At 48.1% G+C, this 24,996-nt stretch carries 23 protein-coding genes and 1 tRNA gene; 22 read left to right on the top strand and 2 right to left on the bottom strand.

Features of this window, described 5'->3' with window-relative positions; all coding sequences use genetic code 11:
* Positions 1–41 precede the first annotated feature (41 nt).
* Together ACRPK8_RS00645 and ACRPK8_RS00640 are read right to left on the bottom strand one after the other, a co-directional pair.
* The gene (locus tag ACRPK8_RS00645; protein ID WP_023468990.1) at positions 42–656 is read right to left on the bottom strand and encodes a PH domain-containing protein; all 615 of its coding nucleotides are present in this window, start codon (positions 654–656) and stop codon (positions 42–44) included.
* Positions 657–773: 117 nt separating this feature from the next.
* Positions 774–1,193: a YslB family protein gene (locus tag ACRPK8_RS00640; protein WP_432236462.1), complete on the bottom strand. Its 420-nt coding sequence runs from the start codon at positions 1,191–1,193 to the stop codon at positions 774–776.
* 213 nt (positions 1,194–1,406) lie between these two features.
* Between ACRPK8_RS00640 and ACRPK8_RS00635 the strand changes: the two genes are divergently transcribed.
* The 22 genes from ACRPK8_RS00635 (at position 1,407) to hemA (ending at position 24,993) form a co-directional block, all read left to right on the top strand.
* A complete protein-coding gene (locus ACRPK8_RS00635) occupies positions 1,407–2,024 on the top strand; it encodes a succinate dehydrogenase cytochrome b558 subunit (protein ID WP_035406385.1) in 618 nt (205 codons plus the stop codon).
* Positions 2,025–2,043: 19 nt separating this feature from the next.
* A complete protein-coding gene (gene sdhA, locus ACRPK8_RS00630; protein ID WP_432236461.1) occupies positions 2,044–3,807 on the top strand; it encodes a succinate dehydrogenase flavoprotein subunit in 1,764 nt (587 codons plus the stop codon).
* Complete coding sequence (sdhB, locus tag ACRPK8_RS00625) at positions 3,807–4,613, top strand: succinate dehydrogenase iron-sulfur subunit (protein ID WP_023468986.1); 807 nt, start codon at positions 3,807–3,809, stop codon at positions 4,611–4,613. The genes sdhA and sdhB overlap by 1 nt, the downstream gene beginning before the upstream one ends.
* A gap of 56 nt (positions 4,614–4,669) precedes the next feature.
* Positions 4,670–5,125 carry an acyl-CoA thioesterase gene (locus tag ACRPK8_RS00620; RefSeq protein ID WP_432236460.1) on the top strand — a complete coding sequence of 152 codons (456 nt, stop codon included), beginning with the start codon at positions 4,670–4,672 and terminating at the stop codon, positions 5,123–5,125.
* Between the two features lie 65 nt (positions 5,126–5,190).
* Entirely contained in the window at positions 5,191–5,454 is a 264-nt protein-coding gene (locus ACRPK8_RS00615; protein ID WP_012371023.1) for a phosphocarrier protein HPr, read from the top strand.
* Positions 5,455–5,540: 86 nt separating this feature from the next.
* Positions 5,541–6,347 (top strand): glutamate racemase, encoded by an 807-nt coding sequence (racE, locus tag ACRPK8_RS00610; RefSeq protein ID WP_432236459.1) that lies wholly within the window; start codon positions 5,541–5,543, stop codon positions 6,345–6,347.
* Positions 6,348–7,103: a ribonuclease PH gene (gene rph / locus ACRPK8_RS00605; protein ID WP_432236458.1), complete on the top strand. Its 756-nt coding sequence runs from the start codon at positions 6,348–6,350 to the stop codon at positions 7,101–7,103.
* A complete protein-coding gene (locus ACRPK8_RS00600; protein WP_432236457.1) occupies positions 7,100–7,693 on the top strand; it encodes an XTP/dITP diphosphatase in 594 nt (197 codons plus the stop codon). The genes rph and ACRPK8_RS00600 overlap by 4 nt, the downstream gene beginning before the upstream one ends.
* A gap of 5 nt (positions 7,694–7,698) precedes the next feature.
* Entirely contained in the window at positions 7,699–8,208 is a 510-nt protein-coding gene (locus tag ACRPK8_RS00595) for a metallophosphoesterase family protein (RefSeq protein ID WP_432236456.1), read from the top strand.
* Positions 8,209–8,281: 73 nt separating this feature from the next.
* Positions 8,282–8,355: transfer RNA gene (locus tag ACRPK8_RS00590), tRNA-Arg, on the top strand.
* A gap of 102 nt (positions 8,356–8,457) precedes the next feature.
* Complete coding sequence (locus ACRPK8_RS00585) at positions 8,458–8,982, top strand: hypothetical protein (RefSeq protein WP_432236455.1); 525 nt, start codon at positions 8,458–8,460, stop codon at positions 8,980–8,982.
* Between the two features lie 17 nt (positions 8,983–8,999).
* Entirely contained in the window at positions 9,000–9,986 is a 987-nt protein-coding gene (locus ACRPK8_RS00580) for a hypothetical protein (protein ID WP_432236454.1), read from the top strand.
* 110 nt (positions 9,987–10,096) lie between these two features.
* Positions 10,097–11,389 carry a trigger factor gene (tig, locus tag ACRPK8_RS00575; protein WP_023468978.1) on the top strand — a complete coding sequence of 431 codons (1,293 nt, stop codon included), beginning with the start codon at positions 10,097–10,099 and terminating at the stop codon, positions 11,387–11,389.
* Between the two features lie 234 nt (positions 11,390–11,623).
* Complete coding sequence (clpX, locus tag ACRPK8_RS00570) at positions 11,624–12,889, top strand: ATP-dependent protease ATP-binding subunit ClpX (protein WP_023468977.1); 1,266 nt, start codon at positions 11,624–11,626, stop codon at positions 12,887–12,889.
* Positions 12,890–12,958: 69 nt separating this feature from the next.
* Positions 12,959–15,268: an endopeptidase La gene (lon, locus tag ACRPK8_RS00565; RefSeq protein WP_432236453.1), complete on the top strand. Its 2,310-nt coding sequence runs from the start codon at positions 12,959–12,961 to the stop codon at positions 15,266–15,268.
* Between the two features lies 1 nt (position 15,269).
* Positions 15,270–15,851: a ribosome biogenesis GTP-binding protein YihA/YsxC gene (gene yihA, locus ACRPK8_RS00560; RefSeq protein ID WP_023468975.1), complete on the top strand. Its 582-nt coding sequence runs from the start codon at positions 15,270–15,272 to the stop codon at positions 15,849–15,851.
* A gap of 182 nt (positions 15,852–16,033) precedes the next feature.
* Positions 16,034–19,081, top strand: a complete 3,048-nt coding sequence (locus tag ACRPK8_RS00555) for a hypothetical protein (protein ID WP_432236452.1) — start codon at positions 16,034–16,036, stop codon at positions 19,079–19,081.
* Positions 19,082–19,828 (top strand): response regulator, encoded by a 747-nt coding sequence (locus ACRPK8_RS00550; RefSeq protein ID WP_432236451.1) that lies wholly within the window; start codon positions 19,082–19,084, stop codon positions 19,826–19,828.
* Complete coding sequence (locus ACRPK8_RS00545) at positions 19,825–20,847, top strand: HEAT repeat domain-containing protein (protein WP_432236450.1); 1,023 nt, start codon at positions 19,825–19,827, stop codon at positions 20,845–20,847. Before ACRPK8_RS00550 ends, ACRPK8_RS00545 begins: the two co-directional genes overlap by 4 nt.
* Entirely contained in the window at positions 20,837–22,270 is a 1,434-nt protein-coding gene (locus ACRPK8_RS00540) for a glycosyltransferase family 2 protein (RefSeq protein WP_432236449.1), read from the top strand. The genes ACRPK8_RS00545 and ACRPK8_RS00540 overlap by 11 nt, the downstream gene beginning before the upstream one ends.
* Positions 22,271–22,297: 27 nt before the next feature.
* Positions 22,298–23,440 (top strand): AI-2E family transporter, encoded by a 1,143-nt coding sequence (locus ACRPK8_RS00535; RefSeq protein ID WP_432236448.1) that lies wholly within the window; start codon positions 22,298–22,300, stop codon positions 23,438–23,440.
* A 212-nt stretch (positions 23,441–23,652) separates the two neighbouring features.
* Positions 23,653–24,993 carry a glutamyl-tRNA reductase gene (hemA, locus tag ACRPK8_RS00530; protein ID WP_432236447.1) on the top strand — a complete coding sequence of 447 codons (1,341 nt, stop codon included), beginning with the start codon at positions 23,653–23,655 and terminating at the stop codon, positions 24,991–24,993.
* Positions 24,994–24,996: the final 3 nt, after the last annotated feature.

Here is a 24,996-nt window from a genome sequence, read left to right as displayed (position 1 = left end):
AAAAATGCCGTCCTCATGAAGAGGGCGGCATTTTCAAACGATTAGTTATTGATGTACTTCTCATAGTATGAGCCGAAATCGCGCTGGTTCCATTGATGGTAGTGACCTTGAAGCCACTCGAATGATTGTTCAGACAGTTCCTTGAATGTTTGCGGTACATTCATATCACCTTGGCGGAGACCACCGAGAATCGTGACCGAATGATTCAATGAGCTGTTCGCGAACTCGAGCATCTTTTGACCTTCATACTGCTTTTCGGCGATGGCAAGTAGTGTCTTATAGAGATCCTTTACATGCTCCAGTTGTTTTTTATCAACATCGATCGAATAGTGTTTTCCACCGATCTCGAACTTGATCTCGACATCGAGATCGACTGTTCCGGCCGTTTCGAACATGACATGGCGAATCGGATAATGTGCATACGGATAGCGGTAGAGGACACGTTTTGAACTGACGGCACTTTCTCCATCGAGATGAATCAAGGCTAAGTTCGTAAAGCAATACTCATCAGATTTGGATTTGATCAAGAAATAGATTTTCTCGCCGTCTTCATGTAAGACATAATCGTCAGCGGCTGCCTTGTCGAAATCATCAGGATGGATGACCTGTCCGATATCACTGAATCCCGTTAAATCTGCTGCTAATTTTTTGAACATGTAGAGTTCCTCCTCGCGATTGGTGTACGTACGATGTTACGACCGCTTGATGAAAAAGGTTTCACATATCTGTTTCGATGAAAGAGAGGATGTCTCCTGTTTCAGCTATGTAGAAAATCAAATGGTCGGATCCAGTGGATCTTTTGGATCAATCTGCACCGTGATTTGTACCAGCGTCTTATTTAGTTCAGCGTAGCCTTCCGCGACACATCCGTTAAACCGGGAAAACTGTTCAGCGAGGAAGCCAGCTTCGAGTTGAAAGTAGCCTTGCGGACGTTCGTCTCTCGTCGTATCAGGAGGAGACAGCACAAACGAGATGACCGTTCCTTTGCGTTTCTTGATTTCGAGCGTTCCCCAGCCAGCTTGTTCAAAGAACGAAGCGAGTTCGGACTCATCCAGTACAGGGAACTGACGGGCGAGGCGTTTACCAGCCCAGTAGATGACTTGTCGATAATCGGTGCCTAATAAATCCGTCAGTACATAGTCCCGGATCAATTCGATACCGAAATGTGGTGCTTGGTTTGGTGTAACGTCCATCATGATTCACTCCTATCTGCCAACCATTATACCGAGATGATACTTGCAGGTCATTGTTTTCCTGAAAAAATTTGCAGTTAAATGCAACGGCTCGGGTTGTCTTCTAAAAAGGACAGGAGTAGAATAAGTGATGAAAAGACGAATTTCCTTATGAAAGCGCTTTTCTACCAAAATGCGCCAACGGTTGATTGGCAAACAAAAGGGGGGATTTGGATGGCGAATCATCGTGATTTCGTGAGTCGTAAAATACACTCACTGCTCGGCGTCATTCCAATCGGGTTATTTTTACTTTCGCACTTAACGACGAACTACTTCATCGTACGTGGTGAGGAAGACTTCAATAAGGCCGCGGAATTCGTGGGGAGCGTTCCGTATCGATTGTTCTTAGAGATCTTTGTCATCTTCATTCCGATCATCTTGCATGGTGTCTACGGTGTGTACATCGCATTCACAGGTTCTGCGAACACGGGCCGGTATACATACTTCCGGAACTGGATGTATGTCTTGCAACGCTTCAGTGGAGTATTTCTCGTCGTGTTCATCACGTGGCACGTGTGGGAAACACGGATTGCTGCTGCGATGGGAACGGAAGTCGATGCAAGCATGATGCAGAACATCGTCGATAACGGATTCATGCTTGCGTTTTACATCGTCGGGATCTTGGCGACGACATTCCACCTGGCGAACGGACTTTGGACGTTCTGTATCACGTGGGGAATCACGCAGTCACCAGCATCTCAACGGGCGATGTCTTACGTGGCAGCACTCGTATTCATCGGTTTATCGTTTGTAGGCGTACGCTCGATCTTAACGTTTGCAGGCGTGTTGTAAGGAAAGGGGAACTGACAACATGGCGAACAAGAATCTTGTCATCATCGGCGGAGGGCTTGCCGGTCTGATGGCTACGATAAAAGCAGCAGAGCAAGGCGTACCAGTTAAGCTATTCTCACTCGTACCCGTCAAACGCTCACACTCGGTTTGTGCACAAGGCGGCATCAACGGAGCAGTTAATACGAAAGGGGAAGGAGATTCACCATACCAACATTTCGATGACACGGTATACGGTGGAGACTTCCTCGCAAATCAACCACCTGTTCAAAAAATGGCGGAAGCAGCACCGAAAATCATCCATATGTTCGACCGGATGGGTGTCATGTTCAACCGGACACCGGAAGGCTTACTTGACTTCCGACGTTTCGGAGGAACATTGCATCACCGGACGGCATACGCTGGAGCAACGACAGGACAACAACTGTTGTACGCATTAGATGAACAGGTTCGTAAGTTCGAAGCGCAAGGTTTGGTAGAAAAATACGAAGGATGGGAATTCCTTCGTGCCATCATCGATGACAATGGCATCTGTCGCGGAGCAGTGTGTCAAAACCTCCGGACGATGGAAATCGAGGCATTTGCCGCAGATTCTGTCATTCTCGCAACAGGTGGTCCTGGGGTCATTTTCGGAAAATCGACGAACTCGGTCATCAATACAGGACAAGCAGCAGCAGCTGTCTATCGCCAAGGGGCGATCTATGCGAACGGTGAGTTCATCCAGATTCACCCGACGGCGATTCCTGGAGACGATAAATTACGTCTCATGAGTGAATCAGCACGCGGCGAAGGTGGTCGCGTCTGGACGTATAAAGACGGTAAACCATGGTATTTCCTCGAAGAAAAATATCCGGCATACGGAAACCTGGTTCCACGGGATATCGCAACACGCGAAATCTTTGACGTCTGTGTTAACCAAAAACTTGGCGTCAACGGCGAGAACATGGTCTATCTCGATCTATCGCATAAAGATGCGAAGGAACTCGACGTCAAACTCGGTGGGATTCTTGAAATCTACGAAAAATTCGTCGGTGACGACCCACGAAAAGTTCCGATGAAAATCTTCCCGGCTGTTCACTATTCAATGGGTGGACTATGGGTCGACTACGATCAGATGACGAACATCCCCGGATTGTTTGCAGCTGGTGAATGTGATTACTCGATGCACGGCGGGAACCGTCTTGGGGCGAACTCACTTCTCTCTGCGGTATACGGCGGAATGGTCGCTGGGCCGTCAGCGATTGCATACATGAATGAACTCGAGACATCGGTGCATGAGATGAACGAAGACGTCGTCGAAGCGCACAAGATCGAAGAGATCAACCGTTTCAACGATATCTTATCGATGGAAGGTACGGAAAATGCGTATCAAATCCACCGCGAACTCGGAGAAATCATGACGGATAACGTCACGGTCGTCCGATATAACGATAAGCTCGAAGAGACACTGACAAAAATCAAGGAACTCCGCGATCGGTTCACGCGCATCTCGGCAACGGACACAGCGCGTTGGAGTAACCAAGGGGCATCGTTCATCCGTCAGCTTGATCACATGCTTGATTTAGCAGAAGCGATCACACTCGGTGCGTTAAAACGTGATGAGAGTCGCGGAGCACACTACAAACCGGACTTCCCGGAACGTAATGATGAACAGTTCTTGAAGACGACGATGGCACGTTATACGAATGGTCATCCGGAAATCTTCTATGAAGACGTCGACACGTCGTTGATTCCACCACGGAAACGCGACTACAGCAAGAAGTCGAAGAAAGAGGTGAAAGCATAATGGCGACACCACTCGAATCATCTACTACGCAAAAATCGGTTCAATTCATCGTTCAACGTCAAGATGGACCAGATGGTAAACCGTATGATGAAGCGTTTGAAATTCCGTACCGTCCAAACATGAACGTCATCTCTGCTTTAATGGAGATCCGACGGAATCCTGTGAATGCTGCGGGTGAAAAAACAACACCGATCAACTGGGATATGGGTTGTTTAGAAGAAGTCTGTGGCGCTTGTTCCATGGTCATCAACGGTACGCCACGTCAGTCATGTACGGCGCTCGTTGACAAACTCGAACAGCCGATCCGCCTTCAACCAATGCAGACGTTCCCAATCGTTCGTGACCTGCAAGTTGACCGTCAGCGCATGTTTGATGCGTTGAAGAAAGTCAAAGCGTGGGTTCCGATTGATGGCACGTATGATTTAGGTCCAGGACCACGGATGCCAGAAAACAAACGTCAATGGGCATATGAGTTATCGAAATGTATGACGTGTGGCGTATGTCTCGAAGCATGTCCGAACGTTAACGATCGTTCGACATTCATCGGACCAGCATCGATCTCACAAGTCCGTCTATTCAACTCGCATCCGACAGGTGCCTTCCACAAGGAAGAACGTCTTGAGGCATTGATGGAAGACGGCGGGATCATGCAGTGTGGTAATGCTCAAAACTGTGTCGAGGTTTGTCCGAAAGGAATTCCGCTGACGACTTCGATCGCAGCGATGAACCGTCAGACGACACTTCACTCATTCAAGAAGTTCTTCGGTAGTGATGAAGGACGGACAGGTGAAGCCGTTAGTTCATGATTTATCAAAGAAGGAGCTTGCTCCTTCTTTTTTCATTCAGACAGGAGGAACTCATTGTGCGCGTACCAGCTTATATTCCAGAACTCGAGTCATGGCTTGAACAGATGAAACACGGCACGCGGCTTGACGTCGCCGTCCGGTTCGCAGAGACTGATGCCTACGGTCATATGAATAACCGGGTACCATTCGTCTATTTCGAGGATGTTCGGACGTTGATGTTAGAAGAAACCGGATATTCGCTTGCAGACGACGGGATCATCGTCGTTGCGGATGCCCAGTGTAACTACATTCGCCAAGTCTATCCAAGGGCGCGTCTCGCTGTCTATGCGTATCCGGTACACGTCGGTAGCGCATCGTGTGACGTCCATTACGCAGCGTTTGATGAACAGGAGGAACTGATGTTCACAGGACGGACATCGATGGTCCAAATCGATCGCTCAGGGAAAGCATTCCCGTGGAGTGAAGCGTATAAAAATTCCTTGCAGAATCGATTCGAATCCGTTATCATTTGATAATGAGTTCACATATTCGAAAACGACTCACTAGTACGTTATTAGTGAAGGGAGATTTCTTAATCATGGAAAAAACATTCAAAGTCATCGCGGATTCAGGCATTCACGCTCGTCCGGCTACTCAGCTCGTCAACACAGCTTCTAAATTCCAATCAGACATCAACTTGGAATACAACGGGAAGACTGTCAACTTGAAGTCAATCATGGGTGTTCTTTCACTCGGAATCGCGAAAGATTCAGATATCAAAATCGTTGCAAACGGTGACGATGCTTCTGAAGCAATCACGACTCTTTCAGATATGCTGACTAGCGAAGGTCTTGCTCAGTAATCCTGTAATCGTACATTCTCGGACGCCGGTCTTGCACCGTCGTCCTTTTTTGTTACCATAAGGTAGAGAGAAAGAGGTGGAGAAGAGTGAATCGAGCGATTGGAGTACTGGATTCCGGAGTCGGGGGTTTGACGGTCGCACGTGAATTGATGCGACAGTTACCCCATGAGCGAATCATTTATGTCGGGGATACATTACGGTGTCCGTATGGTCCTCGTCCAGAAGAGGAGATTCGTGAGTTTACGTGGGAGATGATTGATTATCTCGTGCAACAAGATGTGAAATTGATCGTGATCGCCTGTAACACAGCCACGGCTGTTGTTTTAAAAGAAGCGCGAGAACGTTTAACTATACCTGTCATCGGTGTCATCGATCCGGGTGCGCGAGCAGCCGTCAAAGTAACGCGTACGAAACGGATCGGTGTCATCGGGACGAAGATGACGATTACAAGTAATTCCTACGAGAAGGCGTTGCGCCACGTAGAAGGACAAGTCGTCGTCGAATCATTAGCCTGTCCACCGTTCGTTCCGCTCGTCGAGTCGATGCAGACGGATGGTGCGTACGTCGAACGTGTCGTCGCCAATACATTACGACCATTGATGAATTACGATATGGATACATTGATCCTCGGGTGCACCCATTACCCGCTTCTAGCAGACGTGATTGGACGGGTCATCGGACCAGGCGTCCAGCTAATCTCTTCAGGAGACGAGACGGCACTTGAGGTCGCAGCACTACTTGACTACAATACTATTTCAGCAGATGTGACACAAATTCCGGAACATCGTTATTACGCGACAGGCGATATCCGCTCATTTGATCAGATTGCAACGGATTGGCTCGATCAGACCATCCATGCGGAGCGCATCGTGCTTGGAACGGAGGAAGATTAAATGCGGATAGACCAACGAACGGCGGACCGTCTCCGACCTGTTCAGTTATCGATTGATATCAATAAACACGCGGAAGGTTCAGTTTTGATTGAACTCGGTGATACGAAAGTTCTCTGTACGGCAACCGTCGAGGAAAAAGTACCACCGTTCCTGCGCGGTAAACGCCAGGGCTGGATCAACGCAGAATATTCGATGTTACCGCGGGCAACGGCTCAGCGGACGGCACGAGAAGCCGTCCGTGGGAAACAGACGGGACGGACGATGGAAATCCAGCGTCTGATCAGCCGTGCGCTTCGGGCGGTCGTCGATTTAGAAAAACTTGGAGAGCGGACGATCTGGATCGATTGTGACGTCATTCAGGCAGATGGTGGGACACGGACGGCATCGATCACGGGTGGTTTCTTAGCACTTGTCCGAGCGGTCGACCAATTGATTCAAGCCGGGAAACTGACGGATACGCCAATCAAAGAGGGCATTGCAGCGATCTCGGTCGGAATCGTCGACGCACATGTCTTACTCGATTTATGTTACGAGGAGGACGCGGCGGCGGAAGTCGATTTCAACCTTGTCATGACGTCGTCCGGTAAAATCGTCGAGATGCAGGCGACAGGGGAAGAGTCGACATTTTCTCGTCAAGAGATGCTCGATATGCTCGAACTTGGGGAAAAAGGTATTAAGGAACTGATTGAAGCCGGTCGTGAGGCGCTCGGTGTGTCATGGTGGTACGTAGGAGAAGAAGTGGGGGAGCAGAGATGAAGGTCATCGTCGCAACACATAACGCCGGTAAAGTGAAGGAACTCGAAAGCATGCTCGGGCGTCTCGGTTATACGGTCGAATCATTACTCGATCACACCGATGCTCCGGAAACAGACGAAACAGGTGAGACATTCGAGGAGAATGCACTCTTGAAAGCAACAGAGGCTGCTGCGTACTTTGGTCACGCGGTACTTGCTGATGATTCAGGTCTTGAAGTTGATGCCTTAGACGGCGCACCAGGTGTCTACTCGGCACGATTCGCGGGACTTGAAAAATCCGATGCCGCAAACAATGCTTTGTTACTTGAAAAATTACACGATGTACCGGAAGACAAGCGGACGGCTCGCTTTGTTTGTGTACTCGCGCTTGCGAAACCAACGGGTGAGACACTCACGGTTCGCGGCACGATGGAAGGGCGAATCGGGTTTGAAGCGACCGGTTCGAACGGTTTCGGGTATGATCCATTGTTCGTCACGGGGAGTGGGAAAACCACCGCTGAGTTGACGAAGGAAGAAAAAGCGATGATCAGTCATCGCGGCAATGCACTACGCAAACTCGAACAGGACTTAACTACTTTCTTAGGAGTGTGATGAAGATGAGAGCGTTGATCGTTAGTGATAGCCATGGACTAGAACAAGAACTGCTTACGATATTCGAACGTCATCAGGACGTGGATGTGGCATTTCATTGTGGGGACTCCCAATTGACGCGCGACATCGAATCATTATATCCATATCGTGTTGTACGAGGGAACTGCGACTATGGCCATGACTTCCCCGAAGAAGTCATATCGGAAATGGACGGTCATACGGTGCTCTGCGTCCACGGACACCGCCAGGACGTTAAGTATAGCCTAGACGTCTTGCAACACCATGCAAACGAAAAGCGGGTTGACATCGTATTATACGGTCATTCTCACGTTGCCAAGGCGGAACATCGGGATGGCGTGTTATTCATTAATCCAGGATCGATCCGGATGCCGCGACATCGTCCAGATAAGACCTATGCGATTCTTGAAGTAGATCAGGAACGTTATTCCGTTGATTTTCTTGACGTGAACGGGGACCGAGTCAATGCCCTCCATATTGACGGAACATTTTCGTAATAAAATAAATGCAATCTTTGTAATGTGATTGACACGAAAGAATTGTTTTAGTATAGTTTATTCGTGTTGACACGTCCCAATAGCTCAGCAGGATAGAGCAACGGCCTTCTAAGCCGTCGGTCGGGGGTTCGAATCCCTCTTGGGACGCTATAATTAAAATAGAGACTGCCCTTACGAGGGTGGTCTCTTTTTTTTATTCCGGTATTCGATTATAATTAAGGTATCATGAACTCGAAAGGGATGATTATGATGTGGAAGAAAGTCGGAACAGTCCTATTACTCAGTACGTTTCTTGCAGGATGTAGTGAGATTTCCAATACAGTCGATGATGCGAAACAACAAGTCCACGATGTGAAGAATCGTGTCGATTATGCTGGTGAACTCCAAGGCATTGCGAAAGACACGGCGCAAGTCACGTCAGATCTATCCACTTCTTTGAACGAAGCGGCTACTACAGCACGCGAATCGGCGAACCCGGAGCAGGCCCTCGATCAGCAAATCGAAAAATTGAAGGAAAATGGAACGATCGACCGGTTCAATCAGGAACTGGATCAGATTGATCAACGCTTGGCGGGGCTTGAAAATCCACCGCAAGAGTTGCAGAATTTAAGTGCGAAACTCAAACAGTACGTGAATCAGTCGGAAGAGATCACACGGCTGCTTGAAACGGATGTCTCGCTCGAATCATTCAATCGATTAGGTATTGAACAAGCGGGTAAACTACAGGATGCGATTACGAACTGGACGTCCTTGCTTGATCCGTTTACAAACTAAAGAAGGAGTGTCGGAAGATGGGGGCATCCCGCTGGATGGAGTATGAACTAGAAACAGAACAAGCACGGATTCTTCGCTTACCTGCTTCTGAACAAGAACGATTGATTGTCGAATTAGAGACGGACCAATTGACAGGAGAAGATGTCTTACACCGGCTCTACGTCATTCAACCGCTCTTATTGCATGATCGTGAGCGGTATGAAACTGTCGCAGAACGATTTCTTGAAATCGAGGGTGTCGAGCAGGTGCTCGCACTCTTTCTTTATGAACTGGGAGAACGCTATCCAATGAAGCTTGCATTGCGCTCGGCGTCGCCTTATTTACCGTATGGCCTTGCGCTTCGACTGGACGAAATCAAAAAAAAGATGAGTGTCCGAGAACAAAAGACGTCTACGGTTCAGACGAGTACTATGACAGAGCGGCCGGTAGCGCCAGGAACAGAGCTGATGCATGTGTTACGACACGGGAATTGGGTTGAACAGATGCGCTATCTGACAGGAGCTGAATTCGAACGGACACCTGCGCTCATGGAATACATCACAGACAAGTATCTGCGTGCTCAAGAGACAGCACATCAAAGTCTACTTGTCATCGATCAGTTATTAGGAAGCGTACTTGATCATTTGTCCTATCCGACAATCATTCAGGTGCCACACGTAGACGTGTACTGGACGATCTCATCACGCCAAGATTTAGACGAAGTGTTGCTTGTCCATCAACAGGAGCAACAAACGTTACTCGCATCGATGCACATGCTACAACGAATGGACCCGTTTCGGGCATTGCTCGTCTTACGGTCGGATCAACTGATTCATCTTGAAGAACGAGAAGCAATCGGGTCAGATATGGAGAAATGGTTCGCTGCGTGCGAAGAACTCGCGGGTCTGACGTTTGAGAAGGAAGAAACGGAACGCGACCTAAGCCCGCTAGCACAGCAGCTATATCGAGCGTCGCATATCCTCTATCCGGAAGTCATCGCATTCGAACAGATTTACTTCGATTGAGACATCTGGAAACGATTCGTTCAACAGTGGTAATCGTCGGAACGATTGTGCTATAATGTGACTTGTTGTACACACATGTACGCTAATTGACAATTTTGGAGGGACTCAGCATGACTGCAAAATGGGAAAAACAATCAGGTAGCCTCGGCGTCCTCACGTATGAAGCGCCTGCTGAAGCATTTGATAAAGCGGTAGACCAAGCGTTCAAGAAAGTCGTTAAGACTTTGAACACACCTGGTTTCCGTAAAGGAAAAATGCCACGCGCAATGTTCAACAAAATGTACGGTGAAGAAGCACTGTACCAAGATGCACTCGATATCCTTTATAAGGACACAATCGAAGGTGCAGTCGTCGAATCAGGAATCGAGCCAATCGCGCTTGAAAACATCGACGTCGAAACACTCGAAAAAGGCAAACCAGTAGAATTCAAAATCACGTTCGTCATCGAGCCAGAAGCTACACTCGGTGAGTACAAAGGTCTTGAGTACACAGCAGTTGAAACGAATGTTACTGACGAAGACGTCGACGCTGAACTCAAAACATTACAAGAACGCGGTGCGGAACTCGTCGTTAAAGAAGATGGCGTCATCGAGAATGGCGATACAGTCGTATTCGACTTCGCAGGTTTCGATGGGGAAAACCAATTCGACGGCGGAACTGCTGAGAACTACTCACTCGTCATCGGTTCTGGAAACTTCATTCCTGGATTCGAAGAGCAAATGGTCGGTTTAAAAACTGGCGAGCAAAAAGATCTTGAAGTGACATTCCCTGAGGAATACCACGAAGCATCACTCGCTGGAAAACCAGTTACATTCAAAGTAACAATCCATGAAGTCAAAGCGCAAGAGCTCCCTGAATTGACAGATGAGTTCGCTAAAGAGATGGATGAAGAAGTTTCTTCACTCGACGAGTTGAAAACAAAAATCCGTACACGTCTCGAAAACACACGCAAACAAGAAGCGGACGCTTCAATGCGCGATGAGTTAGTCGAAGCGGCTACGAAAAACGCGACAGTTGATCTTCCAGAAGTCATGGTCGAAAACGAAGTTGAGCGTATGGTTCAAGAGTTCACACAACGTATTCAATCACAAGGTATCGACCTCAACATGTACTTCCAGTTGACTGGAACGACAGAAGAGGCAATGCGTTCTGAAATGAAAGAGCAAGCGGAAGAGCGCGTTAAAGCACGTCTCGTCCTCAAGCAAATCGTTGCTGACGAAAAAATCGAAGTAACAGACGAGGAAACTCAAACTGAACTTCAATCCATGTCAGAACTCTACAACATTCCTGCAGATCAACTTGAAACGATGCTTGCACCACAAGGCGGTCTTGAAACGCTTAAAGGCGATCTTCAATTCCGTAAAGCTATCGATGTTCTCGTCGACAACGCAAAAGCAAAATAAGCCATTCCATGGTTTTCGATCGACTTCAAGCCCAATTTCTGGTCTTGGAGTCGATTTTTTTGTACGATAGGTCAAACAAGGACAAACAATCCTTGGTTCAGGACATCAAACTGTAAATCGTTCGTCCAGGATTTGAAAGACTTTCCTTGTTCATGCTACAATCATAAATAGTAAAACGTGAGACGGGATGCTACGGGCGTCCATACAATTTCCACGTTAAAGGGGTGGACCTTTATGTTTAAATTCAACGAAGAAAAAGGTCAGCTAAAATGTTCTTTCTGTGGAAAGACACAAGAACAAGTACGCAAACTTGTTGCTGGACCTGGCGTTTACATTTGCGACGAGTGTATCGAACTCTGCAATGAAATCGTAGAGGAAGAACTCGGTACAGAAGAAGAAGTCGAGCTGAAGAATGTTCCGAAACCGCATGAAATTCGTACGACACTTGACGATTATGTCATCGGTCAAGAGAAAGCGAAAAAATCGTTGTCTGTAGCGATGTATAATCACTACAAACGCATCAATGCTGGTGGTCGCGCAGATGATGTCGAGCTCTCAAAATCGAACATCGTCATGATCGGGCCAACAGGTAGCGGTAAGACACTTCTTGCCCAAACGATGGCACGTATCTTGAACGTACCGTTTGCGATTGCAGATGCAACAAGTTTGACGGAAGCAGGTTATGTCGGTGAAGACGTCGAGAACATCCTGTTGAAACTCATCCAAGCAGCGGATTACGATGTCGAGAAGGCTGAAAAAGGCATCATCTACATTGATGAGATCGATAAAATCGCTCGTAAATCAGAAAATCCGTCAATCACACGTGACGTTTCTGGTGAGGGTGTTCAACAAGCCTTGCTGAAGATTTTGGAAGGAACGGTTGCGAGTGTACCGCCACAAGGTGGACGGAAACATCCGCATCAAGAATTCATCCAAATCGATACGACGAACATCTTGTTCATCGTTGGTGGCGCATTCGATGGGATCGATCAGTCGATCAAACGTCGTCTCGGTAAAAAAGTCATTGGCTTCGGAAACGATTCAGAGAACCGAAACCTCACACAAAAAGAAATTCTAGCAGCTGCATTACCAGAAGATCTTCAAAAGTTCGGTTTGATTCCTGAGTTCATCGGTCGTTTGCCAGTCATGGCGACACTCGAGCCACTTGATGAAGAGGCACTCGTTCAAATCTTGACGAAACCGAAAAATGCCCTCGTGAAACAATACAAGAAAATGCTTCAACTTGATGATGTCGAACTCGACTTCACGGAAGATGCACTTCTTGAGATTGCGAAGCTCGCAATCGAACGTAAAACAGGTGCGCGTGGTCTTCGTTCGATCATCGAAGAAACGATGCTAGATATCATGTTCGAAATCCCATCGCGTGAAGACATCGCGAAAGTCATCATTACAGCAGAAACGTTGACTGGTAAACGTGGTCCAACGCTTGAGTTGAAAGATGGTACAATTGAACATGGGAAAGAAAAAGAAACGGCGTAACACCGTGACAAATCGGCTCGGAGGCTACTTGTACGCCTTTCCGAGCCTTTTTGTTTAGGAGGAATTCGAATGAAGAAAAAACAATATCCACTTTTACCGTTACGTGGTGTCGTCGCGTATCCATTGATCGGGTTGACGATCGATGTCGGGCGTCCCGTATCCTTAAAAGCCTTGCTAGCATCAAAGGAACACGAGATTGATCTCGTCGTCGTCACGCAACGTGACCCGGAAGCAGAACCATCTGTCGACGGACTGCATCAAGTCGGTACACTCGTTCAAATCGCGAAGATGAGTGAACTGGGGAATGATACGGTTCGTGTCCGTGTCATCGGGAAGGAACGCGTCCGGATTGAAAACGTCGAAGAGACAGACGAAGGGTATCAAGCCGTCATCGAACTGATTGAAAAGATGGACATCAAAGGGGCAAAACAAGAAGCACTTGTCCGCCTGATTAAAGAACAGTTCGGTCAACTCGTTTCTCGCATCAAAGGCATCGGCACGGATGAGCGTCGCCGCTTTGAGACATACGAACGTCTCGATTCATTGACGGATTATATCACGTCGAAGTTACCGATTGATATCTCGAAGAAACAGGAGTTCCTTGAACAACAGGACCCGGTCGAACGGGGATTGATGTTGCTTGACGTCATGAAACATGAATATGAAGTCGTCGAACTCGAACGTGAGATGCGTGAGCGGACGAAGAAGACGATCGAACAATCACAACGCGAGTATTACTTGCGGGAACAATTGAAGACGATTCAACAAGAACTTGGTGGCGAGTCGGCTTCTGTTGAAAGTGATGCTGCGAAATACCGCGAGCAACTGGCAATGCTTGATTTATCGGAAACGACGGTTGCGAACGTCGAGAAGGAAATCAGTCGTTTAGCTGTCGTACCGGCGACGAGTCCGGAACATGGCGTCATCCGCAACTACCTCGAATGGTTCTTCTCGTTACCTTGGAACGAAGCAACGGACGATTTCTTGAACGTCTCTGCCGCCTCGGAACAGCTCGAAAAGGACCATTACGGTTTAGAAAAGGTCAAGGAACGGATTCTTGAGTATCTTGCTGTGCGTCAGTTGACGGATTCGCTACGTGGTCCGATTCTTTGTCTGTCTGGTCCTCCGGGAGTCGGGAAAACATCACTCGCACGCTCGATCGCAACAGCGCTTGAACGGAAATTCGTCCGCGTCTCACTGGGTGGTGTACGTGACGAAGCAGAGATTCGTGGACATCGCCGGACTTACATCGGAGCGATGCCAGGGCGAATCATTCGGGGCTTAAAACAAGCAGGAACGAACAATCCGGTCTTCTTACTCGATGAAATCGATAAGATGTCAAACGACTTCCGTGGCGATCCGTCGTCCGCGATGCTTGAAGTCCTCGATCCGGAACAAAACAACAGCTTCTCGGATCACTATATCGAAGAACCATTCGATCTATCGAACGTTCTCTTCATCGCGACAGCGAACGATGTCTCGAACATTCCGGGACCATTGCTTGACCGGATGGAACTGATTCAAATTGGTGGCTATACGGAACAAGAGAAGACGGAAATTGCCGTTCGTCATCTCTTATCGAAGCAACTGGCTGAACACGGTCTGAAAAAGAGTCAATTGACGGTCAAAGCAGACGCGCTAGAAGAAGTCGTCCGTCGTTATACACGAGAAGCCGGTGTCCGGAATCTCGAACGTGTCCTCGGCTCACTTTGCCGGAAAGCAGCGAAACAAATCGCGATGGGTGAGAAGAAACGGGTGACGGTGACGAAGCGCAATCTGGACGATTTCCTAGGCAAACCGATCTACCGCTATGGTCAAGGCGAGCTCGAAGATATGATTGGCGCGGTGACTGGTTTAGCGTATACTGCTTTTGGGGGCGATACGTTGACGATCGAAGTCAGCCTTGCTCCAGGTAAAGGGAAATTGCAGTTAACTGGGAAACTCGGGGATGTCATGCAAGAGTCGGCTCAGACCGCGTACAGCTTCGTCCGAGCGAATGCGACGTCCCTTGGCATCGAACCGAACTTCTACGAAACGCAAGACATCCACATCCACGTTCCTGAGGGTGCCGTACCAAAAGATGGTCCATCTGCTGGGATCACACTCGCGACGGCATTGATTTCCGCTTTAACAAAACGTCCGGTTCGCCGAGACGTCGGAATGACGGGTGAAATCACGTTGCGTGGACGTGTCTTACCAATCGGTGGACTAAAGGAGAAATCACTCGCAGCACACCGTGCGGGCTTGACGACTGTTCTGCTACCGCAAGACAATACGCGGGACATCGATGATATCCCGGAAAGCGTCCGCGCAGGAATAGAATTCATTCCGGTCGCGACGATGGAGCAAGTGCTCGAACATGCATTAAAAGGAGAGTAACATGAAAATTTATAAAGCTGATTTTATTACGAGTGGCGTCAATCCGGAACATTATCCGGAACCATTGTTGCCGGAAGTGGCACTCGCAGGGCGATCGAACGTCGGAAAGTCCTCGTTCATCAACAAACTGGTCCAGCGTAAAGCGCTCGCGCGGACGTCTTCAAAACCAGGTAAGACACAAACCTTGAACTTCTTCAACATCAATGATGAAGTCATGTTCGTCGACGTACCTGGTTATGGCTATGCGAAAGTCTCGAAGACGGAACGCGAAGCGTGGGGCAAGATGATGGAGAAGTACTTCACACAACGCGAAATCCTGAAAGGTGTCGTACAGCTCGTTGATATCCGTCATGATCCGTCTGCGGATGATGTGACGATGTATGATTTCTTGAAGTATTACGACCTACCGGTCATCGTCGTGGCAACAAAACTCGATAAAATCAAAAAGAGTCAACGCGATAAACACATCGCGGCAATCAAACGTAAGTTGCAATTTGATGGTCAAGATACCTTGATTCCTTTCTCATCTGAGACAGGAGAAGGCGTCGATGCGGCATGGGAAGCGATTTATCGTCTCCTGTAAAATAACGAAACGTTCTGTTCTCCGGCAATAGGAGAGCGGAACGTTTTTTTGTTAGGGTAAAATAATCCATAAGTATCATCTAATCATTTCCTTCCATCCTTTTTGATTTCCATTATATGAACATCATTTGATTCACGTTACAATGATAGGAACAAATTGTTCTAGTGGGAGGCTATGCCAATATGAGGCGGTATAAATGGACATTCGCGATCGTCGTCCTGCTCATTCTGACACCATTTGCCATTTGGTTCTTGAAGCAGGAAAAGACATTAAACATTGCATTATTTGATTACACGAACGGAACGGAAGAGCGGGAGCACGCCGGAACAACGTGGTTATTGAATCACTTAAAGATCCGAAATACGCAAGGGCAGGATTATGCATATTCGGACTACATCAACCGTTATGACGGTACACAAGGCGAAAACATGTTACAACAAGCCTCGAAAGCAGATGTGCTGTTGTTTACGGATACGTATGGAAAGTCATATGACGTCAACGGGAAAAAAGAACATCGTGGTGGCTTGACGACGGAAGACGTCGAGCTCGCGACTGAAGCGATTTCGCAAGGAAAAACCGTCGTGGCGGAGTTCAATACGGCGGCAAGTCCGACGTCAGTCGAACGATCCAATGCGTTTCGTCAATTGTTCGGAACGGCTTGGACAGGATGGATTGGTCGTTTTTTCCCGGATTTAACAAAGTTGCAAGGTCTTGAGAAGAACGTCGTAGCTCAATTAAAAGCGCAGGCAAAAGAAAAAGAATTCAAACTATCTGGTCCAGGTTATGTCTTCATCAATGACTCAACGGAAAAAGCATTCTTTGTTAATGATGACACACCATTACTTTATAAATGGGATAAAAACAAGGGCAGTGCAAAAGATGAGGTCCGGTATAACTACTGGTTTGAGATTTTAGAGCTAGATGGTGGCGAGCAACAAGCCCATTTCTCTTGGAAACCGTCGAAACAGACACAAGCGATGCTTCGGAAATACCAGTTGCCGCTGGAATTCCCGGCATACGTCACACAAGGGAGCGGTCACTATTTTGCCGGTGACTATACGGACGTCGCGGATATTCCGCGTTATTACCGATACAGTGGACTCGATTGGTTCCGCAAACAGTTCATCCTCGATAGTGCAGACAGTGAATCAGCATTCTTTTGGAAAATTTATGCCCCGACATTGACGCGAATCCTTGAGGATACAAAACGTGTCTCGACTCAAGCAGCAAAGGTCAAACCGCTCGCTCAAACAAAAGTCGATGGGCAGGAGTTACGGACCCGGGCACGCGAAGGACAGGACACACTCGAGATGTATCAGGATGGCGAATGGAAACCGTATTTCGTCAAGGGTGTCAACGTTGGACTTGGACGACCGGGTGCATTTCCTGGGGAACATGCCATCAGCCGGAATGAATACGACCGTTGGCTGAAGGAAATCGGAGCGATGGGCGTTAATACGATTCGGATCTATACGTTACACCCGCCTGCTTTCTATGATGCGTTAAAAGCATACAATGAACGGGCGGAACAACCGATATACCTCATGCAAGGCATGTGGGTGGAAGAAAAACCATTCGAGGAACTGAAAAATGCGTTTGATCCGGAATTCATGAAAATGACGGATACGGAAGCCAAACGGATGGTTGATGTCATTCATGGAAACGCCGTCGTCAAGGAAGTAGTAGGTCACGCTTCCGGAACATATACTTCAGATGTCTCACAATATGTCTCAGCGTTCGTTTTCGGAATCGAGTGGTTACCGGAAGCCGTCGTCGAGACGAATAAAAAGAATAACGGGAAACGGTTCGAAGGCAAGTACGTGACGACGACAAAAGAAGCGTCCCCGTTTGAATCCTGGTTAGCAGGTCGAATGGATACAGCGACCGATCATGAAATCAAGGAATACGGAACGACGCGACCGATCGGTTCGACGAACTGGCCGACGACAGATCCGTTGAAACATCCGAAAGAGGTCGAGGAAGAACAAGATCTCGTCTCAATCGACTTCAATCACTTGAAAGCAACGAAGGAATTCCCGGGTGGCTTGTTTGCGTCTTACCACATCTATCCGTATTACCCTTCGTTCATCAAGGAAGAATACAGTCAAAAAACAGATAAGGGATCAGAGTCTTACTCCCGCTATCTGAAAAAAATGAAGGACTATCATGATATGCCGTTACTCGTATCGGAATTCGGGATTCCGAGTTCCCGCGGGAAAACACACCTTGGACCGAACGGATTCGATCAAGGACATGTCAGTGAGGAAAAACAAGGAGAACTCGTCGCGCAGCTCTATCAAGACATTAAAGATGTCAAGACGGCTGGTGGACTCGTCTTCATCTGGCAAGATGAGTGGTTCAAGCGGACGTGGAACACGATGGATTATGATGATGCGGATACGCGACCGCGTTGGTCGAATGTCCAGACGAGTGAGCAACACTTCGGCATGCTCGGGTTCCTTCGCTCAGACATCGTCATTGATGGAAAACTGGATGACTGGAAAGGGTATGCACCGGTAGCTGAGAACGAAGATCAGGCGATATATATGACATCGGATGAGGCGTATCTCTACTTGCGGATTGACCGGAAGAAGGCTGAACCGACGACGCTTGCGTTATCGACGAAACCGAATGATGGCAATACAAAAGTGGGACCGTTGACACTTGAAGAAGGAGCGGAATATCGTCTGACGATCGATCAGACAGCCCGACTTGATGTCGATACGCGATACGATATCTTCCGTTACCACTATGGTCTAAAGATGCCGTTTGAGATGGTGAAACCACCGTCTGACCAAAAAGACAGCGGCAAGTTCGTTCCGATTTATCAGATGCTGGATTATGCAAGACGCGATCCGGTGACGAAGAAAATCGTCAAACCTGCTGTCAAATGGGATACCGGTATTTTGCATGAAGGAGCGCAGGATAGCATTCTGACCGACATTTCGGATATCTCGAAACCAACCGTCGAGCTTCGCATTCCGTGGATGGTCTTGAATATGCGTGACCCTAGTAAACACGAAATCATCGGCGACTTCTGGAAAGATGGACTGGAAGCGAAGATGATCACGGAAGGAATCGAAGTCACTGGTCAGGTCGGCGATACACGTATCCCGGAGAAGGACCGCGGCTTCTACAACTGGGCAGAGTGGACGAATCCACAACAACGTGAAGAGTTGAAACCTGTCTACGAAACGATGAAAAAAGCATTTACAGAGGGAGGAAACTAAATGAGACGGGAAGAAATGTGGCGATTGATTCACCAATCATTCGAAGCGACGAATCAAGAACAGGAGGTCAGTTCAGCGATTGAGTGGACGGAAGACACCATCCGACAATCGTCAACGAATACGTTATTCGTACACACGGTCGGAACCATGCCGGATACAGTCAATGAACTGATTGAAGAAGGCTGGTGTGTCCGGACGGATATTTCATATGCGGATGTCATCTTAGCGAGTGAACCGATCATCGAGGAGCGGATTCCTGTCGTCTACTTCAATTCGGAGTCGACTTTTTATGGACTAGATAATGCTCAGGAAGTGTTGCCTACAGTGTTGCCTAAAGCGCTCGTCCTGGATCGACTTGCACGTTATAAACGGATCCAACAGGTCGCGGAAGTTGTCGTCGTGACGGAAGATCCGCACATTCGTCGGTTAATGGAACGAGAATTAACGGATCGTTTCGAACGTTTCGTTACGTTCGAGCGAGCGGAGACGTTTTTGGATGAATATGTCGCATCACGTCCTTATCTACTCGTCTTCACTTCCGCGTTGCCACGAGCGGATGGGCTAGAATTACTGTTACGGGCGAAACAACAGAGTGTTGCGCCTTTCCAATCGATGATGATCTCGATGTATAACCGTGAACGCGATCATGTACTCGCGATTGACCGAGGCGTCGACTACATCATGACCCTTCCGCTGAAGATTGAAGAGTTCCGCGCCTGGATCCGAAAAGTCGAGGACGGCCGATGATGCAGGCGATCCTTCTCTTCATCGTCGTACTAGTGCTTTTACAAGCCGGTGCGCTCGCCTATCTCGTCGTTCAAAAGCGGAAGCGTGCGCATCATGAACATGCGCGCCGGGACTGGCAACTCGCTTTTCGGGATGACATTTATGACTATGCGACAGGTGAACGACACGAGATGCCGACGATTCAAAACGGAAATGAAGACTTGGCAGAGCTCGAGTTATTCGCATTGTCCAACTTGACAGCAACACCGGAGCATCTTGACCGTATTCAAGCGTTCGTTGCGACGAATATGCAGACCTACTATGAGAAACAATTACGACACCGGCGGATTGACCGTCGCCTTAACGCATATGAAGCGGTCTCTCAATTCCGTTTGGTTGCAGTTGCACCAATGATTCAAAAACGCTGGGGAAGTGCAGCGGAGAAGGAGGAGAGCGACGTTATTGTCCGGACGCTCGTTTCACTATCACCGCAAGAGGCCATTGCCATCGCCAAACAAGAGAATGACATCAGCTTCTTTGGTGCAATTCTTGCGGTTGGTCGTAGCCAAGACTTGACTGAATGGGTGATGGCCTTCGATGACTTGACGCTGTCCTTTAAATTAGCGATCTTACAGTTGATCTTCGACCGAGATGAAACAAGTTATATCGATCTCGTACGCGAAAAGACGACGGAGGAGAATCCGGAAATCCGCAAACGGGCACTACGTGCCTTGACACGAATCGGACTAGCGGAAGACTGGAAACTATACGTACCTTATCTTGAAGAGGAATCCAGCTGGGTTGAGCAGATGCTTGCACTCCGCTTTTTGGAGCACGTCGTACCGGATGACGCCATCCCGTCGATTTTGCCATTCGTCGGCAGTCGTTCTTGGTGGGTCCGGACGGCAGCCTTCGATGCACTGCTCTCTTGCGGCGGAATCGAACAGTTAGCGAAAGTCGCGCGGACACATTCCGACCGTTATGCACGTCAAAAAGCGACCGAACGGTTGGCAAAGGAGATGAAACATCATGTCGTCTGAGACGATCCAAGCTATTATTGAAGTCCTCTCCTGGACAGTATTGATTTACATGTTACTCGTCATCGTCTTTTATTCGACGCTGTACCTGATTTCAGCGCAGATGGTTCGACGCCAACGTTTTCGTCGAAAGGAAAGTTCGTACCTCCCATTGATGCGTTCCCTCTATACACGACCGGTCAGCATCCTTGTGCCGGCGTACAATGAGGAGTATACGATCGTCTCAAGTGTTCAAGCCTTGCTTGCACTTGACTATCCGGAACATGAAGTTCTCGTCATCAATGATGGTTCGAAGGACGGGACGATGGACGAATTGTTCCGGGCGTATGAACTTGAAAAAGAGGTTCGTTACCCGCGGATTTTAATCGGTTCAAAGCCGGTCAAACAAGTCTATCGTTCGCGAATCGACAGCCGATTGATCGTCATCGATAAGGAAAATGGCGGAAAGGCGGATGCGTTGAATGCCGGAATTGATCACTCCAGTTATCCGTATTTTTGTTCGCTTGACGCGGACTCGATTTTAGAGCGCGATGCCTTACTGAAAGTCATGAAGCCGATTGTCGAATCCGATGAAGATGTCGTCGCGACGTGCGGTTCGATTTTCCTCGTCAATGGTTGTACGATCGAAGGCGGCGAAATCGTTGAGATTCGGACACCGAAACAACGGATTGTCCTGATGCAGATGATCGAGTATTTCCGAGCATTCCTGTTCGGTCGCCTCGGACTTAGTCGTTTCAACATCTTATTGATTGTCTCCGGTGCGTTCGGATTGTTCCAAAAGAACATCGTCGTTCAGGCAGGGGGATATAAAGAAGGACTCGTCGGTGAGGATATGGAACTTGTCGTCCGCTTACACCGTTATATGAAGGAAAATAAACTCGATAAACGAATCGAGTATGTTCCGGCACCGGTTTGCTGGACACAGGCACCGGAATCGATGGAAGTGTTACGGTCACAGCGGACACGGTGGCACCGGGGGCTGGCTGAGACGCTATGGGCACACAAACGGATGATCGGAAACCCGAAGTATGGTTCCGTTGGCGGTGTCTCGATGCTGTACTTCTTTTTAATCGAGTTGCTTGGACCAATCGTCGAACTGATCGGCTATTTCATCATTCCGCTTAACTTGCTCGTCGGAACACTCAATTTCGAGTTTGGAGTCGTCTTACTGGTCGTTGCGTTACTCTATGGTTCCTTATTATCAGCAGGTGCCGTATTATTGGAAGAGTGGACGATGCATCGGTTCAAAAACGTCAAGGAATTGATTCGTTTGTATCTCTGGTCTTTGACGGAGTCCTTCTGGTATCGCCCGATCCTTGTCTTCTTTAAGCTTGGAGGATTGATTCAATTCTTAACAGGACGCGGTCACTGGGGACAGATGGAGCGTCAACGTCTCGAAGACGTCACCGAGGAAAAAGTCGGCTGACGAATAGGCATGAGGAGGATATATTAGGTGGAGTTGTTACGAAACAAGTGGTTTAAAGCATTAATCTGGATTTTGCTGATTTTTCTCGTCATCTGGGTCGGAACGAAAATTTCATTTCTATTCCAGCCGATCAAAGTCATGCTGGCATTGATTTTCCCGCCCCTGATCATCGCAGGTATCTTTTATTACTTTACACTCGGTATCGTGGATGCGTTACAAAAGCGGGTCAAGAAACGCGGTCTTGCCGTATTGATCGTATTACTCGGGTTCATCACAATCCTGACGATCGCCATTGCTTCGATTGGACCGATTTTGGTCGAACAGGTAACGGACTTCGCAACGAGTATCCCGACGCTTGTCGTTGAGTTACGTGATCAAACGTTGAATCTGCGTGACCAGCTGATGGACAACCGTTTCATCTCGACGTGGGTTCATGAGAATACGGCTCTGTTCGATGAATGGACGAATGAAGCGACATCGTATATCGGCACAGTCTTCAAGTCTGTCTCGACATCCGTTGGCACGATCTTTGGTTTCATTTCTTCGACCGTTCTGATCATCGTTTTAGTGCCGTTCATCTTGGTTTATATGTTGCTCGATGGGTACAAATTTCCGGATTCCGTCGTGAAATTATTACCGAAAAGCTATGAGACGGAAACACGCAACATTCTGCATGACATGCATGTGACAGTGAAGCATTATGTCAACGGGCAGGTCATCGTCTCGATTTGCGTCGGTGTGATGTCATTGATCGGTTTTTTCATTTCCGATATTCAATACGCCTTATTGCTTGCCTTATTCTGTACGGTCACGAATATCATTCCCTATCTCGGTCCTTACATTGGTGCTGTTCCGGCGGTCATCGTCGGTTTCATCGATGATCCGATCAAAGCGGTCTATGCGATCATTACGATCGTCGTCGCGCAGCAAATCGAATCGAATCTGATCTCACCTTACGTCCAAGGGAAAACGCTCAAGGTTCATCCATTGACGATCATCATCGTCTTGCTTGTCGCCGGAAAGATCGGCGGCATCATCGGTGTCATCCTAGCTGTACCGACCTATGCGGTCTCAAAGGTCGTCATTCAGAACATCGCCCGAATCTATCGTCTCCGTCAGCAACGTCTTGATGTACTGGACGTGACGGTATCACCGGACTCATTGAAGTAAGTGTAGCCCTCTGCTCTTTTTAGGAGCAGAGGGTTTGTGATTTTGGCGAGAGAGGGATAAGGTAGAAGAAGAGAAAAAGGAAGAAGATTTCACAACTTCGACTCATTTTAGTTTATAAATTGATTGGAATCTTTTTTATAATGGTTATAATGTAGGGTAGAGAACGAAAAGATAGATCGGAACGAAATCTTTGGACGTAAGGGGTAGAGCGCATGCATATCGTAGTGGTCGGCTTGAACAACAAAACAGCGCCAGTATCAATACGCGAACAAGTCTCATTCGGGGAGCATGAGATGAAGGGAGCGGTCGTCGCACTTCGCGATGAAAAAAGTATTTTTGAGAGTGTCATCGTCTCGACATGTAACCGGACGGAACTGTATGTCGTAACGGATCAGCCGCATACGGGGCGCTACTATACAAAACGTTTCCTCGCGAACTGGTTCGGTTTGACGATGGAGGAACTGGAGCCGTATCTCTTCATTCATGAAGGATTCGACGCGATGAAACATCTGTTCCGCGTAACAAGTGGACTTGATTCGATGATCGTCGGCGAAACGCAGATTCTCGGTCAAGTCAAGACGAGTTTCTTCATGGCGCAGAAGCTTGAAACGACAGGAACGGTCTTTAATAAACTCTTTAAAGAAGCGGTCACGCTCGCCAAACGGGCTCACGCAGAAACTGGAATCGGTGAAAATGCCGTTTCTGTCAGTGCTGCTGCCGTCACGCTTGCCGAACAGTTACTCGGATCGCTTGAAGATAAATCAATCGTCGTCATCGGTGCGGGAGAAACCGGCGAACTGACGACGCTCAATTTATATGAAGCAGGGGCACGTGACATCACGGTCTTTAACCGGACGTTAGCAAAAGCAGAAGAGGTCGCGAATCGGTTCGAAGGATCGGCGCATTCCATTAACGAGATGCAGTGCGGTTTGCTTCGGGCAGACATCGTCATCTCTTCAACGGGTGCGAAACGTGCCATCATCAAACGGGAAGACATCGCGGCTGCACAACTGTTCCGTCATGATCGTCCCTTCCTATTGATTGACATCGCCGTACCACGTGACATCGAACCGACCGTCGGTGACTTGCCAGGCGTTCATTTATATGATGTCGATGATTTGACTTCAATCGTTCAGCAAAACATGGCGGAACGGATGAAGGAAGCAGCGAAGATCGAACAACGCATCGAAGCGGCAATCGCTGAGTTCGAAGGTTGGATGACGACACTTGGAGTCGTACCGATCATCACGGAACTCCGAGACCAAGCCTTACGAATTCAACAAGAGACGATGCAAAGCTTGGAACGGAAATTACCGGAGATGTCGAAACGGGAAAAAACCGTCATCGGGAAACACATGAAATCCATCATTAATCAACTGTTGCGTGAACCGTTGTCTTACATCAAAGATGCGGCAGCAAAACCAGATGCCGATGAGCGGATTGCACAGTTCATGGATACGTTTGCATTAAACGAAGACTTGTTCGAAGGGCTCGAAGATGAAGTCGTGACATCAGAAGAAACGACACCTTCAGCAAAAGCTGTGAACCGGTGAACA

The organism is Exiguobacterium sp. TDN 0502, assembly GCF_050846835.1.
Taxonomy (GTDB): Bacteria; Bacillota; Bacilli; order Exiguobacteriales; family Exiguobacteriaceae; genus Exiguobacterium_A.
The sequence above is the reverse complement of the archived record's forward strand: the minus strand, read 5'-3'. Positions and strand labels throughout refer to the sequence as shown.

Coding starts and splice junctions, on each gene's coding strand:
- ACRPK8_RS00645 (WP_023468990.1), bottom strand. CDS start 656: ATGTTCAAAAAATTAGCAGCAGATTTAACGGGATTCAGTGATATCGGA.
- ACRPK8_RS00640 (WP_432236462.1), bottom strand. CDS start 1,193: ATGGACGTTACACCAAACCAAGCACCACATTTCGGTATCGAATTGATC.
- ACRPK8_RS00635 (WP_035406385.1), top strand. CDS start 1,407: ATGGCGAATCATCGTGATTTCGTGAGTCGTAAAATACACTCACTGCTC.
- sdhA (WP_432236461.1), top strand. CDS start 2,044: ATGGCGAACAAGAATCTTGTCATCATCGGCGGAGGGCTTGCCGGTCTG.
- sdhB (WP_023468986.1), top strand. CDS start 3,807: ATGGCGACACCACTCGAATCATCTACTACGCAAAAATCGGTTCAATTC.
- ACRPK8_RS00615 (WP_012371023.1), top strand. CDS start 5,191: ATGGAAAAAACATTCAAAGTCATCGCGGATTCAGGCATTCACGCTCGT.
- rph (WP_432236458.1), top strand. CDS start 6,348: ATGCGGATAGACCAACGAACGGCGGACCGTCTCCGACCTGTTCAGTTA.
- ACRPK8_RS00600 (WP_432236457.1), top strand. CDS start 7,100: ATGAAGGTCATCGTCGCAACACATAACGCCGGTAAAGTGAAGGAACTC.
- ACRPK8_RS00595 (WP_432236456.1), top strand. CDS start 7,699: ATGAGAGCGTTGATCGTTAGTGATAGCCATGGACTAGAACAAGAACTG.
- ACRPK8_RS00585 (WP_432236455.1), top strand. CDS start 8,458: ATGTGGAAGAAAGTCGGAACAGTCCTATTACTCAGTACGTTTCTTGCA.
- ACRPK8_RS00580 (WP_432236454.1), top strand. CDS start 9,000: ATGGGGGCATCCCGCTGGATGGAGTATGAACTAGAAACAGAACAAGCA.
- tig (WP_023468978.1), top strand. CDS start 10,097: ATGACTGCAAAATGGGAAAAACAATCAGGTAGCCTCGGCGTCCTCACG.
- clpX (WP_023468977.1), top strand. CDS start 11,624: ATGTTTAAATTCAACGAAGAAAAAGGTCAGCTAAAATGTTCTTTCTGT.
- lon (WP_432236453.1), top strand. CDS start 12,959: ATGAAGAAAAAACAATATCCACTTTTACCGTTACGTGGTGTCGTCGCG.
- yihA (WP_023468975.1), top strand. CDS start 15,270: ATGAAAATTTATAAAGCTGATTTTATTACGAGTGGCGTCAATCCGGAA.
- ACRPK8_RS00555 (WP_432236452.1), top strand. CDS start 16,034: ATGAGGCGGTATAAATGGACATTCGCGATCGTCGTCCTGCTCATTCTG.
- ACRPK8_RS00550 (WP_432236451.1), top strand. CDS start 19,082: ATGAGACGGGAAGAAATGTGGCGATTGATTCACCAATCATTCGAAGCG.
- ACRPK8_RS00545 (WP_432236450.1), top strand. CDS start 19,825: ATGATGCAGGCGATCCTTCTCTTCATCGTCGTACTAGTGCTTTTACAA.
- ACRPK8_RS00540 (WP_432236449.1), top strand. CDS start 20,837: ATGTCGTCTGAGACGATCCAAGCTATTATTGAAGTCCTCTCCTGGACA.
- hemA (WP_432236447.1), top strand. CDS start 23,653: ATGCATATCGTAGTGGTCGGCTTGAACAACAAAACAGCGCCAGTATCA.